Annotated in this window: 13 protein-coding genes and 1 pseudogene; 12 read left to right on the top strand and 2 right to left on the bottom strand. The window is 55.0% G+C overall.

All coding sequences use genetic code 11. From position 1 onward, the window contains the following. Positions 1-77: 77 nt before the first annotated feature. On the top strand, positions 78-950 hold the full coding sequence (gene alkA, locus ACJ69_RS10705; protein ID WP_059347025.1) for a DNA-3-methyladenine glycosylase 2: 873 nt from the start codon (positions 78-80) through the stop codon (positions 948-950). On the opposite strand, the gene ACJ69_RS10700 is transcribed toward alkA, so the two are convergent. Beyond that, positions 915-4,244, bottom strand: a complete 3,330-nt coding sequence (locus ACJ69_RS10700) for a diguanylate cyclase (RefSeq protein WP_059347830.1) — start codon at positions 4,242-4,244, stop codon at positions 915-917. The genes alkA and ACJ69_RS10700 overlap by 36 nt on opposite strands. 343 nt (positions 4,245-4,587) lie before the next feature. Between ACJ69_RS10700 and udk the strand changes: the two genes are divergently transcribed. The 3 genes and pseudogenes from udk to asmA all read left to right on the top strand — a co-directional run bounded on the left by udk (position 4,588) and on the right by asmA (position 7,774). After that, positions 4,588-5,229, top strand: a complete 642-nt coding sequence (udk, locus tag ACJ69_RS10695; protein WP_008500855.1) for a uridine kinase — start codon at positions 4,588-4,590, stop codon at positions 5,227-5,229. A 91-nt stretch (positions 5,230-5,320) separates the two neighbouring features. After that, on the top strand, positions 5,321-5,902 hold the full coding sequence (gene dcd, locus ACJ69_RS10690) for a dCTP deaminase (RefSeq protein WP_023312408.1): 582 nt from the start codon (positions 5,321-5,323) through the stop codon (positions 5,900-5,902). A gap of 22 nt (positions 5,903-5,924) precedes the next feature. Continuing rightward, positions 5,925-7,774 (top strand): annotated as a pseudogene (gene asmA, locus ACJ69_RS10685) (outer membrane assembly protein AsmA). 109 nt (positions 7,775-7,883) lie between these two features. On the opposite strand, the gene ACJ69_RS10680 reads toward asmA, so the two are convergent. After that, the gene (locus ACJ69_RS10680; RefSeq protein ID WP_059347024.1) at positions 7,884-9,467 is read right to left on the bottom strand and encodes a TerC family protein; all 1,584 of its coding nucleotides are present in this window, start codon (positions 9,465-9,467) and stop codon (positions 7,884-7,886) included. 693 nt (positions 9,468-10,160) lie between these two features. On the opposite strand from ACJ69_RS10680, the gene ACJ69_RS10675 reads away from it, so the two are divergent. From ACJ69_RS10675 to wcaE, 8 genes are all read left to right on the top strand, one after another. Further along, entirely contained in the window at positions 10,161-11,300 is a 1,140-nt protein-coding gene (locus ACJ69_RS10675; RefSeq protein ID WP_014170829.1) for a polysaccharide export protein, read from the top strand. A 6-nt stretch (positions 11,301-11,306) separates the two neighbouring features. Then, positions 11,307-11,750, top strand: a complete 444-nt coding sequence (gene wzb / locus ACJ69_RS10670; protein ID WP_023312405.1) for a low molecular weight protein-tyrosine-phosphatase Wzb — start codon at positions 11,307-11,309, stop codon at positions 11,748-11,750. 2 nt (positions 11,751-11,752) lie between these two features. Then, positions 11,753-13,915 carry a tyrosine-protein kinase Wzc gene (gene wzc, locus ACJ69_RS10665; protein WP_059347023.1) on the top strand — a complete coding sequence of 721 codons (2,163 nt, stop codon included), beginning with the start codon at positions 11,753-11,755 and terminating at the stop codon, positions 13,913-13,915. 95 nt (positions 13,916-14,010) lie between these two features. Beyond that, a complete protein-coding gene (gene wcaA, locus ACJ69_RS10660) occupies positions 14,011-14,853 on the top strand; it encodes a colanic acid biosynthesis glycosyltransferase WcaA (RefSeq protein WP_023312403.1) in 843 nt (280 codons plus the stop codon). Continuing rightward, entirely contained in the window at positions 14,853-15,344 is a 492-nt protein-coding gene (gene wcaB / locus ACJ69_RS10655; protein WP_059347022.1) for a colanic acid biosynthesis acetyltransferase WcaB, read from the top strand. The genes wcaA and wcaB overlap by 1 nt, the downstream gene beginning before the upstream one ends. Then, positions 15,341-16,558 carry a colanic acid biosynthesis glycosyltransferase WcaC gene (wcaC, locus tag ACJ69_RS10650; RefSeq protein ID WP_054829905.1) on the top strand — a complete coding sequence of 406 codons (1,218 nt, stop codon included), beginning with the start codon at positions 15,341-15,343 and terminating at the stop codon, positions 16,556-16,558. Before wcaB ends, wcaC begins: the two co-directional genes overlap by 4 nt. Next, the gene (gene wcaD / locus ACJ69_RS10645) at positions 16,533-17,753 is read left to right on the top strand and encodes a colanic acid polymerase WcaD (RefSeq protein WP_029742034.1); all 1,221 of its coding nucleotides are present in this window, start codon (positions 16,533-16,535) and stop codon (positions 17,751-17,753) included. The genes wcaC and wcaD overlap by 26 nt, the downstream gene beginning before the upstream one ends. Positions 17,754-17,769: 16 nt before the next feature. Beyond that, entirely contained in the window at positions 17,770-18,516 is a 747-nt protein-coding gene (gene wcaE, locus ACJ69_RS10640) for a colanic acid biosynthesis glycosyltransferase WcaE (RefSeq protein ID WP_059347021.1), read from the top strand. Positions 18,517-18,521 lie beyond the last annotated feature (5 nt).

The following is an 18,521-nucleotide window of genomic DNA, read 5'->3' as shown; positions in this document are numbered from 1 at the left end:
GGCGACAACAGGAATATGAAAGCAAGGCAATACAAGGTCTTTCCGTTTATGCTGATAAGAACAAAAAAGGAGCAACGATGTACACCCTGAACTGGCAACCCCCTTACGACTGGCAGTGGATGTTTGGCTTTCTCGGCGCGCGTGCGGTGACGGGCATTGAAACCGTCACACACGACTACTACGAGCGCAGTTTTGCCTGTGAAGGGCATCAGGGGATATTTCGCGCCACGCCGGATATCGCCACCCATACGCTGACCGTCACGCTCAGTCCGGGGTTAATCCCGGTTGCGCAGACGTGCCTTGAACGCATCGAACGCCTGTTCGATCTCGCCTGCAACCCGCAGCATATCGCGGATACGCTGGGCGATCTCGGTGCTGCCCGGCCAGGCTTGCGTTTGCCGGGGGCGATGGACGCGTACGAGCAGGGCGTACGGGCGATCCTCGGGCAGCTGGTGAGCGTGGCGATGGCGGCGAAACTGACGTCGCGCGTGGTGGCGCTGTGCGGCGAACCGGTGGCGGACTGTCCGGGCTATCTCTGCTTCCCCACGCCGGACGCGCTGGCGGCAGCGGACCCGCTGGCGCTGAAAGCGTTAGGGATGCCCGTAAAACGCGCGGAGTCGTTAATTCACCTGGCGCAGTCGGTCATCGACGGGACGTTTCCGCTTTTCCCGCCCGCGAATATTGAGGCCGGGATGAAGGCGCTACAGCAGCGGCCGGGGATAGGGCGCTGGACGGCAAACTACCTGGCCCTGCGCGGCTGGCAGGCGAAAGATGTCTTTCTGCCGGATGATTATCTGATTAAGCAACGCTTTGCCGGGATGACGCCCGCGCAGATTCGGCGTTATGCCGAGCGCTGGCAGCAGTGGCGCTCTTACGCGCTGCTGCATATCTGGTATACCGACGGCTGGACGCCGTCAGTTGATGGCGAAATAGCTGGTGTTGAGCAGTAGATCCAGCGGCTGCGGCTCGGCGATAGTGTCGCCATAGATGAAATCAATGCCGATGCCGGAGAGCGTATCCATCATGATGGGCTGATTGCACGGGCCGGCGATGGTTTTCATCCCCAGACGCTGGGCGTGGCCCTGAACAATGGTCACCATCATCTCATCCATCAGGTTGCCATACACGTTGCTTACCACTTCTGCGTCCAGCATCAGATAGTCGGCCATATTGGCGGTCAGGTGGGTGAAGACGTTCATGTCGCGACCCACCTGACTGAAGATCACGCGGCAGCCCGCCTGGCGAAGCTTTTGCAGACTCCGCTGCAGGTTTTTATCCGGGCTGCACACCACGTCGGCAGAGATAACCAGATGCAGGAGACGGCCCGGCATCGGGCTTTTATCCAGCAGGTCGAGAAGTTCATCGACCAGCGTTACGCTGGCTAAACCGGCCTCAGAAAGCGGCAGCGCCACTCCCATGCCTTTACTGGCGACCTGTGCGGCAGAGGCGCGGAAAAACTCATTAAAAATGCGCCTGTCGAGGGCGTGCAAAAGCTCAGGCTCGGCCAGACCCGAGCGGAAGGCATGCTCTTCCTGGACTTCGCCCTGGCTGGTCCACAGGCGTAACGACAGCAGCCAGAAATTACTGCTTTCCGGAATGCGCGGGGAAGCGACGCTGCGGGCGATCATCATCAGGTGATTGTCTTTAATCATGTGCCACTGTTCATCAAGCGACATCATGCTGCGCGTGTTGTGATCCCGCTCCTGCTGGGGTTCGTAAACCGTCACCATGCCGCGCCCGCTGTTTTTCGAGGCATAACAGGCTATATCCGCCTGCGACATCACCTCCGACGCCTGATGGTTATTTTCATCAATCAGCGTGATGCCTGCGCTGGCGCCGATCCGGTGCAGGCGGCCTTCCCACATAAAGTGATAGTCATTGATCGTGTGGATCAGGCGCCCAGCGATATAGCGCGCGCTTTCAATATTGCAGTCCGGCAGCAGTAATCCGAACTCATCCCCACCCAGACGCGCCAGCACGTCGCTGGAGCGGAGCATGGTCAACATCAGAGAAGAGAGTTCCCGCAGCAGGGCATCGCCCGCCGCATGGCCTGCCGTATCGTTGACGGCTTTGAAGCGATCGAGATCGATAAAGACCAGGGCATGACGCTGGCGCGTTTCGCGAACGGTCTGCAGGAGCCGTTTAAGATGATTTTCGAAGCTGACCCGGTTTGCCAGATGGGTCAGGGCATCGTGGGAGGCGCTATAGCTCAGCTGACGCAGCATTTTGCGCGACTCGGTCACGTCCTGAATCACGATAACCGAGCCAATATTCTGCCCGTCCAGCGTGCTGAGCGGCGTAATGCTGTAGTGAATATCAAAATTACCGCCGGTACGGCAGTTCAGCACCACGTCCTGATCGATATCGGAGCGGGACATATCGCCGCTGTGAATATTCTCCATCAGCGGCCCTTTTTCACCAAAGGTGATGTGCAACACCTTCAGGATCGGCTGGCCGATAGCCTCGGTCTGCAGCCAGCCGCTCATTTTCTCGGCCACCGGGTTCATAAAGGTGACGTTCATGTTGATATCGGTACACAGCACCGCTTCACCGATGGAGTCGAGGGTGATGTGCAGACGCTCTTTTTCCTGGAAAAGAGCCTCGTTGAGCTGCTTCACCTCGGTCATATCCATGTTGATCCCGAGCAGCCGTTCGACTTCACCCTGCTTATTGAGCACCCGGTTCGCCAGGGAGCGAATGTGGCGCACGCCTTCCTTCACGCGGATGCGGAATTCCAGCTTAAACGGCAGGCGGGAAATCAGCGAGTCCCGCAGCACCTGCTCAGCGTGGGCACGATCTTCCGGCAGCATCGTGTCGTGCCAGAGCTGCCAGGTAGGCTTGATGTGCGGCGGGATTTCATATAGCTCAAACATCCGCTTGTCCCAGCTGATAATGTCTGGCTCCAGATCCCACTCCCAGATGCCGATACCGCCCGCTTCGTTAGCCAGCGTAATGCGCTCCATCAGGCGTTTGTTGACCCACTCGGTCTGCTTCAGGTCGTTAATGTCTTCAATCTGGGCGATAAAATAGAGCGGCGAGCCGTCAGCATGGCGCACGACGGAGACGGCAAGGAGCGCCCAGACTACTTCCCCGTTGCGGGTGTAATAGCGCTTCTCGAGGGTATAGGTATTGATGTCGCCGTTGACCAGCTGTTCGAGCTGTTCCAGGTCGGTGTGCAGATCTTCCGGCCAGGTGAGCTGCTGGAAGGTCAGCGACTGAAGCTCCGTCTGGCTGTAACCGAGGAAATTACACAGCGCCTTGTTAGCCTGCAGCCATTTGCCCTCAATGCTGACCAGCGCCATACCGATGGCGGAATACTCCATCGCATTGCGGAAACGCTCCTCGCTTTCGGTGATGTGTTTGCGCTCTGCGCGGAAGGCGTACATCACCATGGTCATCACGTTGGCAGGCAGGAGCAGCATCAGGAACGGCAGCCAGGGGGCGTTTAGCATCGGCCCGACGTGCTGGGTTGTCAGCGCCACAGGGTTTTGAGCAATCATCAGCGACACAACCATCACCGTGACCAGAAACACCATGAACGCTTCCATCCGCGGCAAGCGCACGGCGCTCCACATAAGCAAAACGATAACGCAGGTGAAAGGCCACGGCAGCCAGGTGATGGCTGCCCAGCTGAGGGCCAGCGTTACGGCCAGCGTGGTCAGGGTTTCCAGCAGCAGTCTCGGGTCACGATGGCGCAGCAGATAATGCGGTTTAAATAACAGCCCCAACGGTACCACCGCCAGTGCGCCAATGGCTTCGGACAACACCCAGACGAAGAAATTACGCAAGGGTTCAGGGCCGGGAGCCAGCAGAGACACCAGGACGCCGCCAACCAGCGGCGGTATCACTGCGCTGCCGATGGCCACGCGGATCCAGTCATTCAGATTCTGCAGCGGGTTGTACCACGGGAGCAATTTGCGCAACAACAACGCACCTGTAAAAGCTTCAACCACGTTAATTGAGGTGTAGGTGAGGCTTATCGATCCCCACGAAAACAGCATCCAGGTGGCCAGAATATTGCCGAACGAACAGGCCAGGGCGATTCCGGGCCACATTTTTCCTGCATGGCGGTAAAACGCCACCATCATAATCGCGGTGGGGAACCAGAGCGGGGCAAGCAGGGTGCCGAACCGGGTGAGCTCCAGCGAAAATAAGGTAAAGATAAAGGTGACCAGGCCCAGACAGACAAGTCGTATTAAAGGATGTGGGGTGGTAACCAAAACCCGCTGGTATTGTTTATTCATTACCGCTTTATCCAGAGACGCCATGCCGTCAGGGAAGATGTCCGAACGCGTGAATTTGATAATTTGGTTTATGCTAGTACAAACAATTTACAATTCATATGGTGACCGCTCAGAATTTGACACCACAGACTTATTAAATAGAGGCTCCGTGAAAAAAAACGGTTAAACGCTGAAAAAACGCTCATTTAAATTTCACTCAGGGAATAAAGCGCCTCTTTTCGGCCAGTCTCGCAGAACCTGTGCTTTCGACTGGTATCACGCCCGCGAAATCCCTATAATTGCCGCGTTTGACGCTCCGGCGTCGTCCTTCCTTTACATCCAGGTTAATCAGGTCGCTAAATTTATGACTGATAAGTCTCATCAGTGCGTCATTATAGGCATCGCCGGCGCATCGGCTTCAGGTAAAAGTCTAATTGCCAGTACGCTTTATCGCGAACTGCGTGAACAAGTAGGTGATGAGCATATCGGCGTCATTCCCGAAGACAGCTATTACAAAGATCAATCCCATCTGTCGATGGAAGAGCGCGTCAAAACCAACTATGACCACCCAAATGCAATGGATCACAGCTTGCTGTTCCAGCATTTAGAAGCGCTCAAGAGCGGCCAGGCGATTGAGCTGCCCGTTTACAGTTACGTAGAACACACCCGCACCCAGGAAACCATCCGCATCGAGCCGAAAAAGGTCATTATCCTTGAAGGCATCCTGCTGCTGACCGACGCCCGCCTGCGCGAATCCATGAACTTCTCGATTTTCGTTGATACCCCGCTGGATATCTGCCTGATGCGCCGCATCAAGCGTGACGTGAATGAACGCGGCCGTTCGATGGACTCCGTCATGGCGCAGTACCAGAAAACGGTCCGCCCGATGTTCCTGCAGTTTATTGAGCCATCCAAACAATACGCCGATATCATCGTGCCGCGCGGGGGTAAAAACCGCATTGCTATTGATATCTTAAAAGCGAAAATCAGCCAGTTTTTTGAATAAGCCGCGCGAATTGTGTACCGTTCAGAGATAACCTGGTTTTACCCTGAGCGCTTAACGCCTCAGGGTACGATGCATGAAAGGAGAAAGTGCCATGCGTCTTTGTGATCGCGATATAGAAGCCTGGCTGGATGAAGGCCGTTTGTCTATTACCCCACGTCCACCCGTTGAGCGTATCAATGGCGTGACCGTTGATGTCCGGTTAGGCAATAAATTCCGCACCTTTAGCGGCCATACCGCACCGTTCATTGACCTTAGCGGGCCGAAGGACGAAGTCAGCGCCGCGCTCGATCGCGTGATGAGTGACGAAATCGTAATCGATGAAGGCGAAGCTTTTTATCTGCATCCGGGTGAACTGGCCCTGGCGGTGACGTTTGAATCCGTCACCCTGCCTCCGGACCTGGTCGGCTGGCTTGATGGCCGTTCTTCGCTGGCGCGACTGGGGCTGATGGTTCACGTGACCGCGCACCGTATCGATCCAGGCTGGTCGGGGCGAATCGTGCTGGAATTCTTCAACGCCGGTAAATTGCCGCTGGCGCTGCGCCCGGGCATGATGATCGGCGCGTTGAGCTTTGAACCGCTGTCAGGCCCGGCAGATCGTCCTTACAACCGTCGGCAGGACGCAAAATATCGCGACCAGCAGGGCGCGGTTGCCAGCCGTATTGATAAAGACTGATCGTTAGCCCATTGAGGATGCCATGAGAAGAGTTCTGACAACGCTGATGATTTTGCTGGTGGTGCTGGTGGCTGGCCTTTCGGCGTTGGTTCTGCTGGTTAACCCCAACGATTTCCGCGCTTACATGGTGCGGCAGGTCGAGGCCCGCAGTGGTTATCAACTGAAGCTTGACGGGCCGCTGCGCTGGCACGTCTGGCCGCAGCTCAGCATTCTCTCTGGCCGCATGTCGCTCACGGCGCCGGGGCGGCCCAGCCGCTGGTGTCCGCAGACAACATGCGCCTTGATGTGGCGCTGATCCCGCTCATTTCCCATCAGCTGCAGGTTAAGCAGGTGATGCTGAAAGGCGCGGTGATCCAGCTCACCCCGCAAACCGAAGCCGTGCGTGATGCCAGTGCGCCGGTTGCGCCGCGCGAAAATACTCTGCCTGATGATCCGTCCGATACCGGCTGGTCCTTTGATATCGGCAAGCTGAAAGTTGCCGATAGCGTGTTGGTTTTCCAGCATGAGCACCAGGAGCAGGTGACCATTCGCAACATTAACCTGCAGATGGAACAGGATGCTCACCATCTTGCGTCGCTGGAATTTAGCGGGCGCGTGAACCGCGATCAGCGTGATTTGTCCCTGTCGCTGAATGCTAATGTGAACGCCTCAGACTATCCGCACCAGCTTACGGCCGACATCCAGCAGCTGAACTGGCAGCTGACGGGTGCCGATCTTCCCACCCAGGGGATCGCAGGGCAGGGAACGCTGCAGGCCGTGTGGCGCGAAGAGCAAAAGCAGCTGGAGCTGGATAATCTCAACCTGCAGGCAAATGACAGTAGCCTGAAGGGGCAGGCGAGCGTCACGCTCGAAGAGAAGCCGAAGTGGGTGCTGAATCTGCAGTTTGACAAGCTCAACCTGGAAAATCTGCTGCCGCCTCTGCCCGCCAGCGCCACGGACAGCGATGCCACGCAGACGGGGCAAAGCCAGGCACCGGTATCACGTCCGGTAATCTCGTCTAATCTCGATCAACCTGACTATAACGCCCTGCGCGGGTTCTCGGCGGATATTCTGCTGAAAGCCAATAGCCTGCGCTGGCGCGGCATTGATTTTACCGACGTGAGCAGCCAGATGTTTAACCATAACGGTTTGCTGGTGATCTCCGAGCTGAGCGGAAAGATGGGCGCAGGGAACCTCTCGCTGCCCGGCACGCTGGACGTCCGTAAAGACGTTGCCACCGCCGAATTCCAGCCGCGTCTCGACAACGTTGAGATAGGCACCATCCTGAACGCGTTTAACTATCCGATATCCCTGACGGGGCAGTTGACGCTCGCGGGTGACTTCTCAGGCACGAAAATTGATGCCGATGCTTTCCGCCACGAGTGGCAAGGGCAGGCGCATCTTGATCTGAAAAATTCCCGTATGGAAGGGCTTAACTTCCAGCAGCTGGTGCAGCAGGCGGTCGAGCGCAGCAGCGATGTGAAGGCCCAGGATAACTACGACAGCGCCACGCGCCTCGACAGCTTCACCACGGACCTGACGCTGGACAACGGACAACTTACTCTCGACGGTATGCAGGGTACTTCTTCATTCTTATCAATGACCGGTGAAGGTAAGCTGGATCTGGTGAAAGAGACGGCTGACACGCGCTTTAACGTGCGGGTACTTTCCGGCTGGCAGGGTGAAAGCAAGCTCATCGACTTCCTGAAAGAGACGCCGGTCCCGCTGACCGTATACGGCAAATGGCAGGCCCTGAATTACAGTCTGGAGGTGGATCAGATCCTGCGTAAGCATCTGCAGGATGAAGCGAAACGTCGGCTTAGCGGCTGGGCGGAACGCAATAAAGATTCACAGGACGGTAAGGATGTGAAGAAGCTGCTGGATAAGCTTTAATGTCCGTTGCGCCGGGTGGCGTTGCGGCCTGATGCCCTCACCCCGGCCCTCTCCCACGGGAGAGGGAGCAAACACTAAAAACGGCAACCGGGTTGCCGTTTTGTTTTACCTAAACCTCAAAATCCAGTTCTTCCTCATCCCGCAGCGGAATGAGCTGAACCTTCTGCACGCGATGGTTTTCAATCTGCAGCGTTTTGAGCAGATAGTCGCCAACCTGAACTTCTTCCCCCGGCTGCGGGATACGCTGCAAATACTCCATCAGCAGACCGGCAATAGTGTGATATTCCCGTTTTTCATCCAGCGGCAGCGGCACGTATTGCACCAGGTCTTCCAGCGGCATATGGCCGTTAGCCGTCCACGAACCGTCTGCGTTTTTCTGAATATCATGGCGGGCGTCAATCTCATCCACCTCGTTAGGCAGATTACCGGCAATGGTTTCCATGACGTCGCTGAGCGTGACCAGTCCTTCCACCGAACCAAACTCATCCACCACAAAGGCAAAGTGCGTGCGCGCGTTACGGAATTGCTCAAGGGCGGAAAGCAGCGGTAGTCCCTCCGGGAAAACCAGCGGCTGGCGGACCAGGACGCGCACATTGAGCGCCTCGCCGTGCAGCTGCTGCTGGAGCAGGTCAATAACATGCACCACGCCCAGCAGCTCTTCTTCCTCTTCACCGCCGGTCACCACCACGCGGGTGTGCTGGTTTTTATCCAGCAGGGCGCGAATGTGCTCTTCCGGTGCCGTCAGGTCGATATGCTCAATGTCATGCCGCGAGGTCATGATGCTGCTGACCGTCCGCTGGTTCAGATTGAGCACCCGCTCGATCATCCGTCGTTCCTGCGGGTCGAAGATCAGCCCGTCGCTGTGATCGGCCAGCATGGCGGAGGATTCGGCATCCAGCTCCGCATCCTCTTTCTTACCGCTTAGCAGGCGCATAACCGTGTCGGCCGTGCGCTGACGCAGGGTCTGATTCGCGGACAGGAAGCGGCGGCGGTTAAATATCGCCAGCTGGTTGAGCGCTTCAATCATGACCGAGAAGCCGATGGCGGCGTACAGGTAACCTTTCGGAATATGGAAGCCAAAACCGTCGGCCACCAGGCTAAAGCCAATCATCAGCAGGAAGCTCAGGCAGAGGATCACGATGGTCGGGTGACTGTTCACAAAGCGGGTCAGCGCCTTGCTGGCCATGACCATCAGCGTGATGGCAATGATCACCGCGGCCATCATCACCGCAAGGTGGTCCACCATCCCGACGGCGGTGATCACCGAGTCGAGAGAAAAGACCGCATCCAGCACCACGATTTGCGCCACCACCGGCCAGAATTTCGCTCCGCGGCGCTGGGTCGGGTTCTCGCTGTCTTTGCCCTCCAGCCGCTCGTTGAGCTCTACCGTGGCTTTGAACAGCAGGAACAACCCGCCGAAGAGCATGATCAGATCGCGGGCGCTAAAACTCAGGCCGTGAATGGAGAACAGAGGCTGAGTGAGCGTCACTAGCCAGGAGATAGAGGCCAGCAGCAGTAAACGCATCACCATCGCCAGCAGCAGACCCGTCACGCGCGCGCGGTCGCGCTGGGAAGGGGGCAGTTTTTCAGCGAGGATGGCGATAAAGACCAGATTATCAATCCCGAGCACGAGCTCGATGACGACCAGCGTAACCAGCCCGGCCCAGATTGAGGGATCGGCAATCCATTCCATAGTAATAGCAATACCTTCTGTTATATGACGAATGTCACACTTCGATCATGGATAAAGCTGGGGGAAATTGCAATGGCGGGCTGAGATTTCTCTTAATACGACGGGTAAAAAAGAGAGCATTCTCAATAGGGTGTAAATAAGCGAAATACGTATATTTAATTACAATGAAGGCATTTTAGGATATATCGCAGGTGATGATTTTTACTCTCATTTTGTCAATATAAAGAAATTCCTAAAAGGTCAAAAATTTGCTCTTAATATTAATCTTAAAAACCAATATTAGGACAGTTGTCTCCTTGCCTGCTATTAGGTTAGCTGCAACAATTCTCCCAGCATCAAATGTTAAATCTCGGTGTTGCTATTAATGTTCGGTCTTCAGGGGTGGTTATTCATTATCCGTCGGGTTTCTCAAGCGACTGATATATATCCAGAAGACCTTGCTCAAGAGGGTGTCTATCCATAACACATTGTTTAGTCAGTGGATTGGTAACTGAAAAGCCAAGGGCGGTAGCGTGCCTGAAAGCGTGTGAATCAGCCTCGATTATTCTGTCAATAGCCAATGGATGAATAAGCTTTTTTTAGGACTGATGCCAGTTATATTTCTATTTGATTAACTGCATGCTGAAACCCAATACGACTCGAGCTTATTTAAATTGCACAGGATAATTACTCTGCCAAAGTGATAAATAATCAATGATGAAATCCAAAATGAAATTGATGCCATTATTGGTGTCTGTGACCTTGATGAGTGGTTGCACGGTCTTTCCCGGCAGCAATATGTCAACAATGGGTAAGGATGTGATCAAGCAACAGGATGCCGATTTTGATCTCGACAAAATGGTGAATGTTTATCCACTAACGCCTCGTCTGGTCGAACAATTACGTCCACGTCCGAATGTTGCCCAGCCAAATATGTCACTGGACCAGGAAATTGCGTCCTACCAGTACCGCGTGGGGCCGGGTGACGTGATCAACGTGACCGTCTGGGACCACCCTGAACTGACCACGCCAGCGGGCCAGTACCGCAGCTCAAGCGACACCGGTAACTGGGTGCAGTCAGATGGCACCATGTTCTATCCCTACATTGGTAAAGTCCATGTTGCAGGGAAAACGCTTGCCGAGATCCGTAGTGATATTACCGGCCGCTTAGCGCAGTACATCGCCGATCCGCAGGTGGACGTTAATATCGCCGCATTCCGCTCGCAAAAAGCCTATATCTCTGGACAGGTGAACAAATCCGGCCAGCAGGCCATCACCAACGTTCCTCTGACCGTACTGGATGCCATCAACGCCGCGGGTGGGTTAACCGACGGAGCCGACTGGCGCAACGTCGTGCTCACCCACAACGGGAAGGAGCAGCGCATTTCGCTGCAGGCGCTGATGCAAAACGGCGATCTGACCCAGAACCGCCTGCTCTATCCGGGCGACATTCTCTACGTGCCGCGCAATGACGATCTGAAAGTCTTCGTGATGGGTGAAGTGAAGAAACAGAGCACCCTCAAAATGGACTTCAGCGGTATGACGCTGACCGAAGCGCTGGGCAATGCTGAGGGTATCGATCTGACGACCTCTAACGCGACCGGCATCTTCGTTATCCGTCCGCTGAAAGGTGAGGGCAGTGCGAAAGGCAAGATTGCCAACATCTACCAGCTGGATATGTCCGATGCGACCTCTCTGGTGATGGCAACGGAGTTCCGTCTCCAGCCATACGATGTGGTGTACGTCACCACCGCGCCGGTTGCCCGCTGGAACCGTCTGATCAACCAGTTGCTGCCAACCATCAGTGGCGTTCGCTACATGACGGATACGGCGCGCGACATTCATACCTGGTAATCCGCGATGTTTAACAAAATTCTGGTGGTATGCGTGGGGAACATTTGCCGTTCCCCTACGGCTGAACGGTTGTTGAAACACTACCAGCCCGAACTGACCGTTGATTCGGCAGGGCTGGGTGCACTGGTCGGTAAAGGTGCCGATGAGCGCGCAACGAGCGTGGCGCGGGATCATCACCTCTCTCTCGACGGCCACGTGGCCCGCCAGGTCACTGGCCGCATGTGCCGGGAGTATGACCTGATCCTGACGATGGAAAAACGCCATATTCATGCGCTGTGCGATATCGCTCCGGAGATGCGCGGCAAAGTGATGCTGTTTGGTCACTGGGACAATGAACGTGAAATCCCCGATCCGTATCGCAAAAGCCATGAGGCCTTTGAGGCGGTTTACACCTTACTTGACCAGTCTGCCCAACAGTGGGCGCAGGCACTGAAAGTTCAGCAGGGATAACAATGACAGAAAAAACAAGACCTTCTGCCGCCCCGACTTCGGGCAGTGATGAAATTGATATTGGGCGCCTGGTCGGCACTGTTGTAGAGGCAAAGTGGTGGGTGCTGGGCATTACCGCCGTGTTCGCCGCGGCGGCCGTCGTCTATACGCTGTTCGCCACCCCTATCTACAGCGCCGACGCGCTGGTGCAGATCGAGCAGAATACCGGCAACTCGCTGGTGCAGGACATTGGTTCCGCGCTGGCGAACAAGCCGCCGGCATCCGACGCCGAAATTCAGCTCATCCAGTCACGCCTGGTGCTGGGTAAAACGGTTCACGACCTCGGGCTCGATATCTCCGTCACCAAGAATACCTTCCCAGTCTTTGGTGCCGGTTGGGATCGGCTGATGGGACGAAGCAACGACACGGTAAAAGTCACTGACTTCGTGCTGCCGAAAGGGGCGGCCGATCAGACGTTTACCCTGAAGGTGCTTGGCCCGAAACAGTACCAGCTAACCAGCGACGCAGGCTTTAGCGCCCGCGGTGAAGTGGGGCAGATGCTGACCAAAGACGGCGTCAGCATGATGGTCAGCGCGATTAACGCCCAGGAGGGCGGTGAATTCACCGTCACCAAATTCTCCACGCTGGGGATGATCAACAATCTGCAAAATAACCTGACCGTCACCGAAAACGGTAAGGACACCGGCGTGCTGAGCATGACCTTTACCGGTGAAGATAAGGATCAAATCCGCGACATCCTGAACAGCATTACCCGCAACTATCTTGAGCAGAACGTTGAGCGTAAGTCGGCGGAAGCGGCGAAAAGCCTGGCCTTCCTCGCCAAACAGCTCCCGGAAGTGCGCGCCCATCTGGATGATGCCGAGAACAAGCTGAACGCCTACCGTCAGGATAAAGACTCCGTTGACCTGCCGCTTGAAGCGAAATCGGTCCTCGATTCGATGGTCAACATTGATGCGCAGCTCAACGAGCTGACCTTCAAAGAGGCGGAGATTTCCAAGCTTTATACCAAACGTCACCCGGCCTACCGCACGCTGCTGGAGAAACGCCGCACGCTGGAAGAGGAGAAGGCGAAGCTCAATGACCGCGTGACCGCGATGCCGAAAACGCAGCAGGAGATTGTGCGTCTGACCCGCGACGTGGAGTCAGGACAGCAGGTTTACATGCAGCTGCTGAACAAGCAGCAGGAGCTGAAAATCACCGAAGCCAGTACCGTCGGTGACGTGCGCATCGTCGACCCGGCCATTACCCAGCCTGGGGTGCTGAAGCCGAAGAAAGCGCTGATTATTCTCGGCAGCATTATTCTCGGCCTGATGCTCTCCATCGTGGGCGTGCTGCTGCGTTCGCTGTTCAACCGCGGCATCGAAAGCCCGCAGGTTCTGGAAGAGAGCGGTATCAACGTCTATGCCAGCATTCCGCTGTCTGAATGGCAAAAATCCCGTGACAGCGTCAAAACCATCAAGGGCGTCAAGCGTTACAAACAGAGCCAGCTTCTGGCGGTGGGTAACCCGACCGACCTCGCCATCGAAGCGATCCGTAGCCTGCGTACCAGTCTGCACTTCGCCATGATGCAGGCCAAAAACAACGTCCTGATGTTAACCGGCGTGAGCCCGTCAATCGGTAAAACCTTCGTCTGCGCCAACCTGGCGGCCGTGGTCAGCCAGACCAACAAGCGCGTGCTGCTGATCGACTGCGATATGCGTAAGGGCTACACCCATGAGCTGCTGGGTACCAACAACGTTAACGGTCTGTCGGAAATCCTGCTCGGCAAAGGTGAAATCAGCCAGAGCGCGAAACCTACAACGGTGCCGAAATTTGACCTGATCCCACGCGGTCAGGTACCGCCTAACCCGTCCGAGCTGCTGATGAGCGAACGCTTCACCGAGCTGGTGGAGTGGGCGAGCAAAAACTACGACCTGGTGCTGATCGATACGCCGCCAATTCTGGCCGTGACCGACGCGGCCGTTGTTGGCCGCCATGCGGGCACCACGCTGATGGTGGCGCGTTACGCGGTGAACACCCTGAAAGAGGTGGAAACCAGCCTGAGCCGCTTCGAGCAGAACGGCATTGAGGTGAAAGGGGTGATCCTGAACTCCATCTTCCGCCGCGCGACCGGGTACCAGGATTACGGCTATTACGAGTACGAATATAAATCTGACAGCAAATAAAAATCCCCCTCACCCTAACCCTCTCCCCAGAGGGGAGAGCAGCTTTCTCCCTCTCCCTCCGGGAGAGGGGCGGGGTGAGGGATAAGGGGAAGACCATGACCACACAACGCCCTTTAGTTTCAATCTATATGCCGACATGGAATCGTCAGCAGCTGGCGATCCGCGCAATCAAATCCGTCCTGCGACAGGATTACGATAACTGGGAGCTGATCATCGTTGATGACTGCTCTTCCTCGTATGAACAGCTGCAAAAGTTTGTGACTGACCTCAACGACCCGCGGGTGGTCTATACGCATAACGCCATTAACTCCGGCGCATGTGCGGTGCGTAATCAGGCGATTATGCAGGCCAAAGGGCAGTATCTGACCGGGATCGACGACGATGACGAATGGACGCCGAACCGCCTGTCTATCTTCCTGTCGCATAAAGAACAGCTGGTCACGCACGCTTTCCTGTATGCCAACGACTATGTCTGCCAGGGCGAGGTTTACTCGCAGCCCGCGAGCCTGCCGCTGTATCCGAAATCACCGTACTCTCGCCGCCTGTTCTACAAGCGCAACATTATTGGTAACCAGGTCTTCACTTGGGCGTGGCGTTTCAAAGAGTGCCTGTTCGATACCGAACTCAAGGCCGCGCAGGATTACGATATCTTCCTGCGCATGGTGGTGGAATACGGCGAGCCGTGGAAAGTGGAAGAGGCCACGCAGATCCTGCATATCAACCACGGGGAGATGCAAATCACCTCCTCGCCGAAAAAGTTCTCCGGCTACTTCCATTTTTACCGCAAGCACAAGGACAAGTTTGACCGTGCCAGCCGTAAATATCAGCTCTTTACCCTCTATCAGATCCGCAATAAGCGCATGAACTGGCGCACGCTGCTGACGCTGCTGTCCGTGCGTAACGGCAAACGCCTGGCTGATGGACTTCGGGGGAAATAATGTTTCTGGAAGATTGCCGCGCTAACGGCTGGAGCCTGCGTCCGTGCTGCATGGTTCTGGCGTACCGCATCGCGCACTTTTGCTCGGTGTGGCGTAAGAAAAACGTGCTGAACAATATCTGGGCGGCACCCGTGCTGGTGCTGTACCGCATCATCACCGAATGCTTTTTTGGCTATGAAATTCAGGCCGCTGCCACCATTGGCCGCCGCTTTACCATCCATCACGGCTATGCGGTGGTGATCAACAAGTTCGTGGTCGCCGGGGATGATTTCACCATTCGTCATGCGGTCACCATTGGCAACCGCGGGCCTGACAGCCTGGCCTGCCCGGTCATTGGCAATAACGTCGAGCTGGGGGCGAACGTGGTGATCATCGGTGACATTACGATTGGTAATAACGTCACGATTGGTGCTGGCAGCGTGGTGCTGGACAGCATTCCGGATAACGCGCTGGTGGTGGGAGAAAAAGCCCGCGTGAAGGTGATTAAATGAACATTCTGCAATTTAACGTACGCCTCGCAGAAGGCGGAGCGGCAGGCGTGGCCCTGGATTTGCACCAGCGCGCGCTGCAAAAAGGACTTCAGTCTCGTTTTATTTACGGCTACGGCAAAGGCGGCAAGAAAAGCGTCAGCCACGATAATTTCCCGCAGGTGCACAAGCACACGCCGCGTCTGACCTCGATTGCCAACATTGCGCTGTTCCGCCTGTTTAACCGCGATCTGTTTGGCAACCTGAACAATCTTTACCGCACGGTTACCCGCACCACGGGCCCGGTTGTACTGCATTTTCACGTGCTGCACAGCTACTGGCTGAATCTGGAAGAGGTGGTGGCGTTTTGCCAGAAGGTGCAGACCCACAAGCCCGACACCCGATTCGTCTGGACGCTGCACGATCACTGGAGCGTGACCGGACGCTGCGCGTTTACCGACGGCTGCGAAGGCTGGAAAGATAACTGCCAGAAGTGCCCGACGTTAAGCAACTACCCACCGGTGAAGGTGGATCGCGCGCATCAGCTGGTGGCCGGAAAGCGTCAGCTGTTCCGCGACATGCTCTCGCTCGGCTGTACGTTTATCTCCCCGAGCCAGCACGTAGCCGATGCCTTCAACAGCCTGTACGGGGCAGGGCGCTGTCAGATTATCAACAACGGCATCGACGTAGCGACGGAAGCCATTCTTGCCGAGCTGACCCCGGTGGCCGAAACCGCGGGCAAACCGAAAATCGCTATCGTTGCGCATGACCTGCGTTACGACGGTAAGACCAACCAGCAGCTGGTGCGCGACATGATGGCGCTGGGTGACAAGATCGAGCTTCACACCTTCGGCAAGTTTTCACCGTTCGAAGGGGCCAACGTGGTGAACCACGGGTTTGAGACCGACAAGCGCAAGCTGATGAGCGCGCTGAATGAAATGGACGCCCTGGTGTTCAGCTCCCGCGTGGATAACTACCCGCTGATCCTCTGCGAAGCGCTCTCTATCGGCGTGCCGGTGATTGCCACCCACAGCGATGCGGCGCGTGAAGTGCTGGAAAAGTCCGGCGGGAAAACCTTCACTGAGCAGGAGGTCCTGCCCCTGGTGCAGCTGCCGAAGGCGCAGATTGCTGAGATCGTTTTTGGTACTGACCTGGAATCGTTCCGCAACCGCAGCCGCAAGGCCTACAGTGGACAACAGATGCTGGAGGAGTATGTCTCGTTCTATCAGAATCTGTAGTTATCTGCTGCTGCCGCTGATCTACCTGCTGGTCAACGTCAAAATTGCCCAGCTCGGCGAAAGCTTCCCGATAACCATCGTAACCTTCTTGCCCGTTCTGCTTCTGCTGTATGTCGATAAAATCAACCTCAAGAAGCTGATGATTGCCTTAGGGCTGGGCACGGGCCTGACGCTGTTTAACTACATCTTTGGCCAGTCGCTGGATGCCAGTAAATACGTCACCTCGACCATGCTGTTTGTTTATATTGTTATTATTATCGGAATGGTCTGGAGTATTCGGTTTAAAACTATTTCTCCGCACAATTATCGGAAAATCCTTAGGTTCTTTTATATTGCCGTTGCGTTAATTGTTATGCTTGCCGCGCTGGAGATGGCGCAAATTATTCTCACCGGCGGCAGCAGCCTGATGGAGATAATTTCGAAATATCTCATTTACAGTAACAGCTATGTATTGAACTTCATCAAGTTTGGCGGGAAGCGTACTACGGCCCTCTATTTTGAACCGGCGTTTTTCGCTCTGGCGTTAATCTCAATTTGGCTCAGCATCAAACAGTTTGGTATCAAAACGCCTAAGACCGATGCTATGATTCTTGCAGGAATTGTTCTGTCTGGATCGTTCTCAGGGGTAATGACATTTATCCTGTTTTACCTGCTGGAGTGGGCGTTCCAGTACCTGAACAAAGATGCGATTAAGAAAAAACTGCCGCTGGCGATTATCTCCCTGACGGTATTTATGGTAGGCGTGATATTTGCCTTCCCGTACATCTCAGAACGTCTGGGTGATTTGGGAACGGAAGGGTCTTCGTCCTATTATCGCATCATTGGGCCACTGGTGATGGTGGGTTATTCCTTAACCCATATTGATGGGGTAGTAAGATTCGGCTCACTTTACGAATATGTTGCATCATTCGGAATCTTTAACGGTGCGGATGTCGGTAAAACCATAGACAATGGTCTGTATCTGTTAATTATTTATTTTTCGTGGTTCGCCGTACTGTTGACCCTGTGGTATCTGTTTAAAGTTTTCAAAATGATGATTAACGCGTTTGGTGATAACCAGAACTTTCGCGTTCAGCTTTATCTGTTTACTCCGGTGTCGCTGTTTTTTACCGGGTCAATATTTAGCCCAGAATATGCTTTCTTGATTGTCTGTCCGTTTATTCTGCGCAAGGCGCTTAATATTACGAACGTATGACGAAATGAGGTGATTTATGTTTCTTAGCGTCATTACTGTCGCTTTTCGTAATTACGAAGGGATGGTAAAAACCTGGCGCTCGCTGCGCAACCTGGCGCGCGATCCAAGCCTCACCTTTGAGTGGATTGTGGTCGACGGCGGCTCGAACGATGGCACGGCGGAGTTTCTGGAAAAACTCAACGGTGAGTTCAACTTACGCTACATCAGCGAGAAAGATAAAGGCATCTATGATGCGATGAATAAAGGCATCAGCATGGCGCAAGGCCGTTATGCCATCTTCCTGAACTCGGGCGATATTTTCCATGAAGACGTGGCGCTGTTTGCACGTCAGCTGGCTCGCCAGAAAGAGGACGCCATGTATATTGGCGATGCGCTGCTCGATTTTGGCGACGGACATAAAGTGTGCCGCAGCGCGAAGCCAGGCTGGTATATCTACCACAGCTTGCCGGCCAGCCACCAGGCCATTTTCTTCCCGGTAAAGGGTCTGAAAAAACAGCCTTACGATTTGCAGTATAAAGTGTCTTCCGATTATGCGCTGGCAGCCAGCCTGTATAAATCTGGTTACCCGTTCCGTCGAATTAAAGGGCTGGTGTCTGAATTCTCAATGGGCGGCGTGTCAACGTCTAATAATCTGGAATTGTGCCAGGATGCCAAAAACGTACAGCGTAAAATATTATGCGTGCCGGGGTTCTGGGCGGAATTATCTTATTTATTACGCCTGCGTACCACAGGCAAAACGAAAACCTTATATAACAAAGCCTGAATATA

Source organism: Enterobacter asburiae (assembly GCF_001521715.1).
GTDB lineage: Bacteria > Pseudomonadota > Gammaproteobacteria > Enterobacterales > Enterobacteriaceae > Enterobacter > Enterobacter asburiae.
Note: the sequence above shows the minus strand (reverse complement) of the source record. Positions and strands in the feature narration are given on the sequence as shown.

Coding starts and splice junctions, on each gene's coding strand:
- alkA (WP_059347025.1), top strand. CDS start 78: ATGTACACCCTGAACTGGCAACCCCCTTACGACTGGCAGTGGATGTTT.
- ACJ69_RS10700 (WP_059347830.1), bottom strand. CDS start 4,244: ATGAATAAACAATACCAGCGGGTTTTGGTTACCACCCCACATCCTTTA.
- udk (WP_008500855.1), top strand. CDS start 4,588: ATGACTGATAAGTCTCATCAGTGCGTCATTATAGGCATCGCCGGCGCA.
- dcd (WP_023312408.1), top strand. CDS start 5,321: ATGCGTCTTTGTGATCGCGATATAGAAGCCTGGCTGGATGAAGGCCGT.
- ACJ69_RS10680 (WP_059347024.1), bottom strand. CDS start 9,467: ATGGAATGGATTGCCGATCCCTCAATCTGGGCCGGGCTGGTTACGCTG.
- ACJ69_RS10675 (WP_014170829.1), top strand. CDS start 10,161: ATGATGAAATCCAAAATGAAATTGATGCCATTATTGGTGTCTGTGACC.
- wzb (WP_023312405.1), top strand. CDS start 11,307: ATGTTTAACAAAATTCTGGTGGTATGCGTGGGGAACATTTGCCGTTCC.
- wzc (WP_059347023.1), top strand. CDS start 11,753: ATGACAGAAAAAACAAGACCTTCTGCCGCCCCGACTTCGGGCAGTGAT.
- wcaA (WP_023312403.1), top strand. CDS start 14,011: ATGACCACACAACGCCCTTTAGTTTCAATCTATATGCCGACATGGAAT.
- wcaB (WP_059347022.1), top strand. CDS start 14,853: ATGTTTCTGGAAGATTGCCGCGCTAACGGCTGGAGCCTGCGTCCGTGC.
- wcaC (WP_054829905.1), top strand. CDS start 15,341: ATGAACATTCTGCAATTTAACGTACGCCTCGCAGAAGGCGGAGCGGCA.
- wcaD (WP_029742034.1), top strand. CDS start 16,533: ATGTCTCGTTCTATCAGAATCTGTAGTTATCTGCTGCTGCCGCTGATC.
- wcaE (WP_059347021.1), top strand. CDS start 17,770: ATGTTTCTTAGCGTCATTACTGTCGCTTTTCGTAATTACGAAGGGATG.